Origin of the sequence: Pseudomonas sp. GXM4 (genome assembly GCF_008923895.1) — a bacterium.
In the GTDB taxonomy this organism is placed as follows: domain Bacteria; phylum Pseudomonadota; class Gammaproteobacteria; order Pseudomonadales; family Pseudomonadaceae; genus Aquipseudomonas; species Aquipseudomonas atacamensis.
Map to the genome: position 1 here is coordinate 1 of NZ_WBRZ01000200.1, position 10,023 is coordinate 10,023.

A 10,023-nucleotide genomic window follows, 5' to 3' on the forward strand; every position below is an offset into this window, starting at 1 on the left:
GTCCCTGTACAGCCGAACGCAGAGCGTCCGTTGAGGCATTCCCACGCGGAGCGTGGGAACGATCATGGGTCTGCCTCAGGTCGCATCCGCATGACTGACCATGCCCTTGATCAGCACCGCCGCCGTCGCCAACCCCGCCGGGATCACCAGTGCGGTCAGCACTTGCTCGAAATTCCAGCCCAGGCCGAGCAAGGTCGCGCCCATCCACGCGCCAAGAATCGCGCCGAAGCGGCCGATGCCGAGCATCCACGACACACCGGTCGCGCGGCCTTGAGTCGGGTAGAAGCGTGCCGCCAATGACGGCATCGCCGATTGCGCGCCGTTGACGCACATGCCCGCCACCAGCACCAGCGTCGCCAACAAGGTGATGTTGCCCAGACTCTGCCCTACCGCGTAGGCAAACACCCCGGCCAGCAGGTAGAAAATGCCGATGACCTTGTGCGGATTGAAGCGGTCCATCGCCCAGCCCACCCCGACCGCGCTCAACACGCCGCCAAACTGGAACAACGCACCGATGAACGCGGCCTGTTCCATACTCGCGCCGCTGTCGCGCATCAGCGTCGGCAGCCAACTGGTCAGCAGGTACACAATCACCAGGCCCATGAAATAAGTCAGCCACAACAGCAGCGTGCCGGTGCTGTATGTACCGGAGAAAATCACCGCAAAGACGTTGCGCGCCTTGACGGTTTTCTGCTCCGGCACGCTGAAGCTCGCAGCCTGGGCGACGGTAACCGGGTCGATCGGCGCGAGGGTCTTGCGTACTTTGTCGGTGCCACGGTTGCGCACCACCAGGTAGCGCGCCGATTCCGGCAGCCAGAACACCAATACCACCGCGAGGATCAGCGGCAGGATGCCACCGATCATCAGCAGCGCGTGCCAGCCGAATGCCGGGATCAGTTTTGCCGAGATGAAACCGCCGCCGGCCATGCCGAGGTTGAAACCGCAGAACATGCTGGTCACCAGCAGCGACTTCTTGCGCTCGGGTGTGTATTCCGACAGCAGCGTCGTGGCGTTGGGCATGCCCGCGCCGAGACCGAGGCCGGTGAGGAAGCGCAACACCAGCAGCTGTTCGACGTTGGTGCTGTAGGCCGAGGCCAGGCTGAAGCCACCGAACAGAATCACCGCGCCGACGAGTACGACTTTGCGCCCGAAGCGGTCAGCCAAAGGGCCGGATCCGAGCGCGCCGAAGACCATGCCGATCAGCGCAGCACTCATCACCGGGCCTAGGCTGGCGCGATCAATGCCCCAGTCTTGCGACAGCGCCGGGGCGATGAAGCCCATGGCGGCGGTGTCGAGGCCGTCGAGAAATACGATCAGGAAACACAGGATCACCACCCGCCACTGATAGCGCGAGATCGGTTGGGCGTTGATGAAGGTCTGCACATCGAGGCAGTTACCCACAGCGGACTGAGGCTGGTTCATTATTTTTATTCCACGCAAAAAACGCAGTCGAACGGCGGCCGGCCAAAGGAAGGCACGGTCACGAGAATAGAAGGTTGTAATCAGGCGTTGCGGTGAACCCGGCAACAACGGGTGGGATACAGACAGTCGGGGAGCGAGCGCATGGTGAGTTGCCTCTTGTCATTATTATGGGGTCGACAGTCCGGCGAGCTCATTCACATCAGCGCCGGATGACGCTGCCGCGACATTAATGATCCGAGGGTTTTAGCGTCAATTCGATAAACGCAACACTGTGCGTTTATCGAACAGCTTCCTCAGGCGAACAACTGCGCACTGAGGTCGCGACTGGCGCTGAGCAGGCCGGGCAAGAAGCGCTGCTCCAGCTCGGCGCGACTGACCCGCCCGGCGTGGGTGCTGACATTCAGCGCCGCGACCACTTGCCCGGAGGCGTCGTACACCGGCACAGCGATCGAGCGCAGCCCCTGTTCCAGTTCCTGATCGACAATGCACCAACCCTGTTGACGCACCTGCTGCAAACATTCGAGCAACGCGTCGGGGGTATGAATGGTGCGGCTGGTCTTGGCCACCAGTTCGGCGTGGTCGAGGTATTCGCCCAGGGAGGTGTCGTCCAGCGCGGCCAACAGAATGCGCCCCATCGACGTGCAATACGCCGGCAGCCGTCCTCCGACGGAAAGGTCGACCGAGATCAATCGCTGAGTGGTCGCCGAACGCGCGATATAGAGAATGTCATCGCCCTCCAGCGTCGCCATGTTGCAGGCTTCGTGCAGTTGCTCGCTCATTCGGTCGAGATACGGTTGGGCGGAGACGGCCAGCGGTGTCGAGGACAGATAGGCGTGGCCGAGGGTCAGCACTTTCGGCAGCAGCGAATAGGTGCGCCCGTCGGTGGTGGCGTAGCCGAGCTTGATCAACGTATGCAGGCAACGGCGCACGGCGGCGCGGGGGATTTCCGTGCGATGACTTATCTGCGCGATGGTCAGGTGGCGTTTGCGTTCCTGAAACGCTTGCACCACCGCCAGACCGCGGGCCAGGGAAGTCATGAAATCAGGATCACCGGTCAGCGCCTGAATGCGCTTGGCCGGCGAGGCGACGATGGGCGGCGCCACCGACGTGAAGGAGTTGCGCATTTGATCGTTCATTTCTTGTCCTTGTCCGGCACGCATCGATGCCTAGTCAAACGGCTCGCCGCGCGATGCACAAGCACCGGGGCGCCAACATTGGGCGATTATCGAACCGCCGACCGATAATCGCAATCCAGTGCCCCGCCCTCCTCTTCATGCTAGAGGCAGCTTTAGCGATTCTGCTCGCAACTTAGTTGTTCCAGTTAATGGCGCCAAAAACAGAACGCCTGTTCTATAACGCGGTCTTTACACTTAACTAGCGGTAAAAGTTGCCGGTAACAAAACCCTCACACATTCAGAACCGTTTTTAACTTGGCAAAGATAGTCATTCCCGAATCGGCCGCTATAATGCACCCTAGTCGCGGCGCTTTAATCAAAAGCCCGCGACTTGCTGAAACGAGGTCCTTCGTCTCAGCTCCGGCCAGCGCCCGGCGCCCATCACACATGCAACGCCAGCGCTCGCTGAAACAGGAAACTGATGCTGCGTCAGTTTTTATCTGGTGCCGTAGCCGCCTGTAACACGGAAGTCTTGATCGCCTCTGCAATGTCTCCGCGCCCGATCGGGCTGTGGATGACTGGCGGGGGCGCGCAATTGACTCGTTGCAGTGTGTTTCACCGGATATTCAATTCAACTCATACAGGTAGCACCGTGACAAAAGACGAACTGCGCGCGGAACTAGAGCGCCAGGAACAACGTTACAAGGAAGTTTACGGCGGGGAAGTCACCACCTACGCCGCTCAGCCGGAACCGGAACGCAAGGCATGGCGCAAGCGCCCTACTGTTCAGGATCAGGTGTTCAAGCAGGAAATCGAAAAGATCGAAAAGGAACTCAAAGCCGAAGAGCCATGAGCCACGGCGGTTGAGCATTCGAAAGTCGGCGTCCGCCTGAGCCACAGCGCGGTGGAAGACGACACCTCGCGCGCCCGTTAACCGCGGGCAGCGGCTGCATCGCTGTTCTGCGTCTTATGAACGAGCGTCCCACAGGTTTCAGAGATATTTCAGACAAGCGTTTGAGCCTTTGCGATGTCTGAAAAAACGCCTCGAAAATATAGTTTATCCAATAAAATCAAGTAGTTGAAAAACCCTGCGTGCTGCTTGGTTTTCACGCCCTGCAACAAATTAAATCGAAGAAGGGTGTGACCAGTGAGCAGACGGGGCATCGATTTCCTGTCTTTTCTGGCATAATCGCGCCCCCTTACGACCGGGTCAGAAAACCTTCATGATCGATTTATTCAGCGGACTGGATGCTTGGGTGCTTGTGAGCCTCTTGCTCGCCCTGACGTTTGTCCTCGCCTTCGAGTTCATCAATGGATTTCATGACACCGCTAACGCGGTAGCCACTGTTATCTACACCAAAGCCATGCCGCCACACCTGGCGGTGTTCTTTTCCGGTGTGTTCAATTTCCTCGGCGTGCTGCTGGGCGGCGTTGGCGTGGCGTATGCCATCGTCCACTTGCTGCCGGTTGAACTGCTGATCAATGTGAACACCGGCCATGGCCTGGCGATGGTGTTCTCGTTGCTCGCCGCGGCAATCGCCTGGAATTTGGGCACCTGGTACTTCGGTATCCCGGCTTCCAGCTCGCACACCCTGATCGGCTCGATCCTCGGTGTCGGCTTGGCCAACGCGCTGATCAACGACATTCCGTTGAGAGATGGCGTGAACTGGCAGAAAGCGATCGACATCGGCGCCTCGCTGGTGTTCTCGCCGATGGCCGGCTTCCTCATCGCCGCGCTGGTGCTGATCGGCCTGAAATGGTGGCGCCCGCTGTCGAAGATGCACAAGACGCCGGAACAGCGTCGCAAGATCGACGACAAAAAGCACCCGCCGTTCTGGAACCGTCTGGTCCTGGTGATCTCGGCCATGGCCGTGAGCTTCGTGCACGGTTCCAACGACGGCCAGAAAGGCATCGGCCTGATCATGCTGGTGCTGATCGGTATCGTCCCGGCGCAGTTCGTACTCGATCTGAACAGCACCACCTACCAGATCGAACGCACCCGCGACGCGACCCTGCACCTGAGCCAGTTCTACCAGCGCAACGCCGATTCGCTGGGTGAGTTCCTGGCCCTGGGCAAGAGCGTGGAAGGCGACCTGCCGGAGAAATTCCGCTGCAACCCGCAGCAGACCGAACCGACCATCACCGCCCTGCTGCATACCCTTAAAGGTGTAGCGGACTACCATTCGCTGTCGTCGGACAGCCGCATCGAAGTGCGTCGCTACCTGCTCTGCCTGGACGACACGGCGAAGAAAGTCGGCAAGCTGCCAGGCCTCGATGCCCGTGAAAAGGCTGACCTCGACAAGCTGCGCAAAGACCTGACCACCACCACTGAATACGCGCCGTTCTGGGTGATTCTGGCGGTCGCCCTGGCACTGGGCCTGGGCACCATGGTCGGCTGGAAGCGTGTGGTGCTGACCATTGGCGAGAAGATCGGCAAGCAGGGCATGACCTATTCCCAGGGCATGTCGGCGCAGATCACCACCGCCAGTTTGATCGGCATGGCCAACATCTTCAGCCTGCCAGTGTCGACCACTCATGTGTTGTCTTCGGGTGTGGCCGGGACCATGGTTGCCAATAAAAGCGGCCTGCAGGGTGGCACGGTCAAGACTATTCTGCTGGCCTGGGTGTTGACCCTGCCGGCGACCGTGGCGCTGTCGGCCGGGTTGTTCTGGTTGGCTTCGAAGGCTTTGGGTAGTTGATCGTTAGCTGTTGATTGGAAAAGGCGTGATTCGTGAGGATCACGCCTTTTTTGTTATTGGGGGTAAGAAGTCTGCCGAAGGGGCAAAAGATCAAAAGCCAAAGCAAAAGCCAGATCAAGAGCCCCTCACCCTAGCCCTCTCCCGGAGGGAGAGGGAACTGACCGAGGTGTTTAATCGAAGTACGCCGACCTGAGATACCGAGTCGATGCAGGTTTTGAACACCACACAAATCGGCCCCCCTCTCCCTCGGGAGAGGGCTGGGGTGAGGGGCAGCAACAATGCAAATCAAAAGCCGAACACCCACGCTTTTCACCACTCAATAGGCCGAGTGTCAGCTCGCCTGCTCTTGATCTTGATCCACCGGCGACGTCGGAAGGCTGAGTGGAGGGATTGATCCAGGCGTGGGAGCGCAGCGACAGTCTGGCGCAGCCAGACACAGCGGAAGGAGGTGCAGCGAAGCAAACCGGAGCCGCTGCGCCCGGATCAGTCCCGGAGCGAAGGGACCCGAGCCTGCGAGGGCCGAACGCAGGAGCTAGCGTTTTGGTTACTTTTTGGCGTCTGAAAAAGTGACTCGCCGTAAGGGCGAAACCGCCAGCAGCCACACCCGAAGCAACGGATATTCACCCAAAACCCCAACAGCCTGGTCGGCCCAAAGGCCGCCAAGGCCGCCAAGGCACAAAAAAAAGGGGCAACCGAAGTCGCCCCAAAATGCCTTGCGTGCCCATCAATCCAGAAGAACTCACTTGCGCCGCTTATGCGCATCCTTCCAGATAAAAAATCCAAACCCTGCAAAAAACAGCACCATGAGCCCCACCGTGAGAACCCCGGCAAACACCACGTTATCGAAAAACATGACTGACCTCCCGGCCCTGCTTTGCTTTGCTGCGATGGATTCAAATTAACAAACACACAGGCGCACATATTGACCAGGATCAATATCCGCAACGAAGGGAAATAAAGGAGGGGAAATAACTGATCTGCATCAACCAATGCAGCGGGAGATCAACGCTTTTTCGGCTTGTTCTTCGACTTTTTCTTGGCTTTTCCCAACGGCATCGCCTGCTCGAAAGCCTGGCGCACTTCGTTCAGGCGCTTCTCGTTGAGGTCATGCACACGCTTGGCGCGTTCAGTGCTGAGGTCGATCAGTTTGTCGTCTTGGCTCATGGCGTCCGGCACATCGCAGAAGAGATCACAGCTGCCGTCACCGGCAGGATTGCGCCAATCATGCCGCTTGGCGCAGGCGCTGACCAGTCACTGCTCAAATCTCGATATCGACCCACAGCCCCTGACGCGGCTGATCGTCTATCAACGGCACCACCGGCACGGTGTTGTCGGCGTTCAACTCGGTACCCGGCACGGCCAGATGCTCTTCAGGATCTTCATCCGCCTCGCGGCGTCGGCGGTCACGTTCCTGTTGACGACGCTGTTCTTCGCGCGCCAGCAGACGATCCTCTTCCGGATCACGCTTCTGCAGATCGATCGTGCTTTCATTGGAGCTTTCCTGCACCGGCACCACTGGCGGGATGTCCGGCCGCTGGCGGATCGGATCCTGCTGGGAAGTGATCGGCACGGCGCTCAAGGGGAGCATCGGTGGCAACATATAAAGGTCTCCTGTCTGCAGGCTATCGGCTGGGGCGCAGGCGCCTTGAGCCGCCTGTCGCAAACTTGTGATGCGCTTGGCACCTGTTGGAGCTGCCGAAGGCTGCGATCTCTTATGGGACAACGCAAAACCGAAGTGTTCCCACAGATCAAAAGATCGCAGCCTGCGGCAGCTCCTACCCCAGTATTTCTTTGGCCTGAAGCCCGCATTCCGTTAAGATAGCCCGCTTTTTCAAGGTGGGAGTCAGGCAGCATGGCGCAGCAGTATCAACCGGGGCAACGCTGGATCAGTGACAGCGAAGCAGAGCTTGGTTTAGGCACCGTTCTGGCACAGGACGGCCGCTTGCTGACCGTGCTTTACCCGGCCACTGGCGAAACCCGCCAGTACGCGCTACGGAATGCGCCCCTGACCCGCGTGCGGTTCTCGCCCGGCGACTCCATCACCCATTTCGAAGGCTGGAAGATGACCGTGCAGCAGGTCGACGACGTCGACGGGCTGATGGTCTATCACGGCCTCAACGGGCAGAACGAAGTCGTCACCCTGCCGGAAACCCAGCTGTCGAACTTCATTCAGTTCCGTCTGGCCAGCGACCGCCTGTTCGCCGGACAGATCGACCCGCTGCCGTGGTTCTCCCTGCGCTACAACACCCTTGAACACACCAGCCGCCAGTTGCAGTCCTCGCTGTGGGGCCTGGGTGGCGTGCGCGCGCAACCGATCGCGCACCAGTTGCACATCGCCCGCGAAGTCGCCGACCGTATCGCCCCGCGCGTATTGCTGGCGGACGAAGTAGGTCTGGGTAAAACCATCGAAGCCGGTCTGGTCATCCATCGCCAACTGCTCTCGGGCCGCGCCAACCGCGTGCTGATTCTGGTCCCGGAAAACCTCCAGCATCAGTGGCTGGTGGAGATGCGCCGCCGCTTCAATCTGCAGGTCGCGCTGTTCGACGAAGAACGCTTTATCGAAAGCGATGCCACCAACCCGTTCGAAGACACGCAACTGGCGCTGGTCGCGCTGGAGTGGCTGGTCGACGACGAGAAGGCACAGGACGCCTTGTTCGCTGCCGGTTGGGACCTGATGGTGGTCGACGAAGCGCACCACCTGGTCTGGCATGAAGACAAGGCCAGCGCGGAGTATTCGCTGGTCGAGCAACTGGCCGAAGTCATCCCCGGCGTGCTGCTGCTCACCGCCACCCCGGAACAACTCGGTCAGGACAGCCACTTCGCCCGTCTGCGCCTGCTCGACCCGAACCGTTTCCACGACCTGGCCGCGTTCCGCGCCGAGAGCGATAACTATCGCCCGGTCGCCGAAGCGGTGCAGGAACTGCTCGACAAGGGCCGTCTCTCCGCCGAGGCGCACAAGACCATTCACGGTTTCCTCGGCAACGAAGGCGAAGCCCTGCTCACCGCCGTCAACGATGGCGATACTGAAGCCAGCGCCCGCCTCGTGCGTGAGCTGCTCGATCGCCACGGCACCGGCCGCGTGCTGTTCCGCAACACCCGCGCCGCCGTGCAGGGTTTCCCGGAGCGCAAACTGCATCCGTATCCGCTGCCGTGCCCCGACGAATACCTCGAATTGCCGCTGGGCGAACACGCCGAGCTGTACCCGGAAGTCAGCTTCCAGGCCCAGCCGGAAGCCAGTGAAGAAGAGCGCTGGTGGAAATTCGATCCGCGCGTCGAGTGGCTGATCGATCAGCTGAAAATGCTCAAGCGCACCAAGGTGCTGGTGATCTGCGCCCACGCCGAAACCGCGATGGACCTGGAAGACGCGTTGCGCGTGCGTTCCGGCATCCCGGCCACGGTGTTCCACGAAGGCATGAACATCCTCGAGCGTGACCGCGCCGCCGCCTACTTCGCCGACGAAGAATTCGGCGCGCAGGTGCTGATCTGCTCGGAAATCGGCAGTGAGGGTCGCAACTTCCAGTTCGCTCATCATCTGGTGCTGTTCGATCTGCCGTCGCACCCGGACCTGCTCGAGCAGCGCATCGGCCGTCTCGACCGGATCGGCCAGAAGCACATCATCGAACTGCACGTGCCGTACCTGGAAACCAGCCCGCAAGAGCGCCTGTTCCAGTGGTACCACGAGGCGCTCAACGCCTTCCTCAACACCTGCCCGACCGGCAACGCCTTGCAGCATCAGTTCGGCCCACGCCTGCTGCCGCTGCTCGAAGAAGCCGATGACGGCGAGTGGCAAGCGCTGATCGACGAAGCACGCGCCGAGCGTGAACGTCTCGAAGCCGAGCTGCACACTGGCCGCGACCGTCTGCTGGAGCTGAACTCCGGCGGTGCCGGCGAAGGTGAAGCGCTGGTAGAAGCGATCCTCGAGCAGGACGACCAGTTCGCCCTGCCGATCTACATGGAAACCCTGTTCGACGCGTTCGGCATCGACAGCGAAGACCATTCGGAAAACGCCCTGATCCTCAAGCCGAGCGAGAAGATGCTCGACGCCAGTTTCCCGCTGGGCGACGACGAAGGCGTGACCATCACCTACGACCGCAATCAGGCGCTGTCGCGCGAAGACATGCAGTTCATCACCTGGGAACACCCTATGGTGCAGGGCGGCATGGACCTGGTGCTGTCCGGTTCGATGGGCAACACCGCCGTCGCGCTGATCAAGAACAAGGCGTTGAAGCCGGGCACCGTGTTGCTCGAATTGCTGTACGTCAGCGAAGTGGTCGCACCGCGCTCGCTGCAACTGGGTCGCTACCTGCCACCGGCGGCGCTGCGTTGCCTGCTCGATGCCAATGGTAATGACCTGTCGCCACGGGTGTCGTTCGAAACCCTCAACGATCAGCTGGAAAGCGTGCCACGGGCCAGCGCCAACAAGTTCATCCAGGCCCAGCGCGATCAGCTGACGCCTCGGATCAATGCCGGCGAAGAAAAGATCGCCCCGCGTCACGCCGAGCGTGTGGCCGAAGCGCGCCGTCGTCTGGCCGCCGACACCGACGAAGAACTGGCGCGCCTGACCGCGTTGCAAGCGGTCAACCCGACCGTGCGCGACAGCGAACTGGAGGCGTTGCGCACTCAGCGTGAGCAGGGTCTGGCGATGCTCGACAAAGCGGCGCTGCGCCTGGAAGCGATTCGGGTGCTGGTGGCGGGTTAAACCGCCCTGCTCCACCGCTGAAAACCAAGAGGCCCGCAGTAATGCGGGCCGATCGTTCCCACGCTCTGCGTGGGAATGCAGCCCGGGA

The 10,023-nt window shown here is 60.6% G+C and carries 9 protein-coding genes; 3 read left to right on the forward strand and 6 right to left on the reverse strand.

The genetic code is table 11. The features are described 5' to 3' along the window. Nucleotides 1-75 precede the first annotated feature (75 nt). A complete protein-coding gene (locus F8N49_RS20640) occupies nt 76-1,422 on the reverse strand; it encodes an MFS transporter (RefSeq protein ID WP_073475852.1) in 1,347 nt (448 codons plus the stop codon). A 293-nt stretch (nt 1,423-1,715) separates the two neighbouring features. Further along, nucleotides 1,716-2,558 carry a pca regulon transcriptional regulator PcaR gene (gene pcaR / locus F8N49_RS20645; protein WP_016771343.1) on the reverse strand — a complete coding sequence of 281 codons (843 nt, stop codon included), beginning with the start codon at nt 2,556-2,558 and terminating at the stop codon, nt 1,716-1,718. Between the two features lie 631 nt (nt 2,559-3,189). On the opposite strand from pcaR, the gene F8N49_RS20650 reads away from it, so the two are divergent. Next, entirely contained in the window at nt 3,190-3,390 is a 201-nt protein-coding gene (locus F8N49_RS20650; RefSeq protein ID WP_008080067.1) for a hypothetical protein, read from the forward strand. Nucleotides 3,391-3,539: 149 nt separating this feature from the next. Here F8N49_RS20650 and F8N49_RS28075 read toward each other — a convergent pair whose 3' ends face one another. Beyond that, complete coding sequence (locus F8N49_RS28075; protein ID WP_218574890.1) at nt 3,540-3,701, reverse strand: hypothetical protein; 162 nt, start codon at nt 3,699-3,701, stop codon at nt 3,540-3,542. Between the two features lie 59 nt (nt 3,702-3,760). On the opposite strand from F8N49_RS28075, the gene F8N49_RS20655 reads away from it, so the two are divergent. Then, nucleotides 3,761-5,236: an inorganic phosphate transporter gene (locus tag F8N49_RS20655; RefSeq protein WP_024011933.1), complete on the forward strand. Its 1,476-nt coding sequence runs from the start codon at nt 3,761-3,763 to the stop codon at nt 5,234-5,236. A 739-nt stretch (nt 5,237-5,975) separates the two neighbouring features. Here the strand turns inward: F8N49_RS20655 and ccoM are convergent. The 3 genes from ccoM to F8N49_RS20660 all read right to left on the reverse strand — a co-directional run bounded on the left by ccoM (nt 5,976) and on the right by F8N49_RS20660 (nt 6,836). After that, nucleotides 5,976-6,089: a cytochrome c oxidase subunit CcoM gene (ccoM, locus tag F8N49_RS28475; RefSeq protein WP_016771346.1), complete on the reverse strand. Its 114-nt coding sequence runs from the start codon at nt 6,087-6,089 to the stop codon at nt 5,976-5,978. A gap of 149 nt (nt 6,090-6,238) precedes the next feature. Further along, complete coding sequence (locus F8N49_RS27950) at nt 6,239-6,400, reverse strand: hypothetical protein (RefSeq protein WP_016771347.1); 162 nt, start codon at nt 6,398-6,400, stop codon at nt 6,239-6,241. 94 nt (nt 6,401-6,494) lie between these two features. Next, nucleotides 6,495-6,836 (reverse strand): hypothetical protein, encoded by a 342-nt coding sequence (locus F8N49_RS20660; protein ID WP_024011931.1) that lies wholly within the window; start codon nt 6,834-6,836, stop codon nt 6,495-6,497. A 252-nt stretch (nt 6,837-7,088) separates the two neighbouring features. On the opposite strand from F8N49_RS20660, the gene rapA reads away from it, so the two are divergent. Then, the gene (gene rapA / locus F8N49_RS20665; protein ID WP_041478023.1) at nt 7,089-9,935 is read left to right on the forward strand and encodes an RNA polymerase-associated protein RapA; all 2,847 of its coding nucleotides are present in this window, start codon (nt 7,089-7,091) and stop codon (nt 9,933-9,935) included. Nucleotides 9,936-10,023 lie beyond the last annotated feature (88 nt).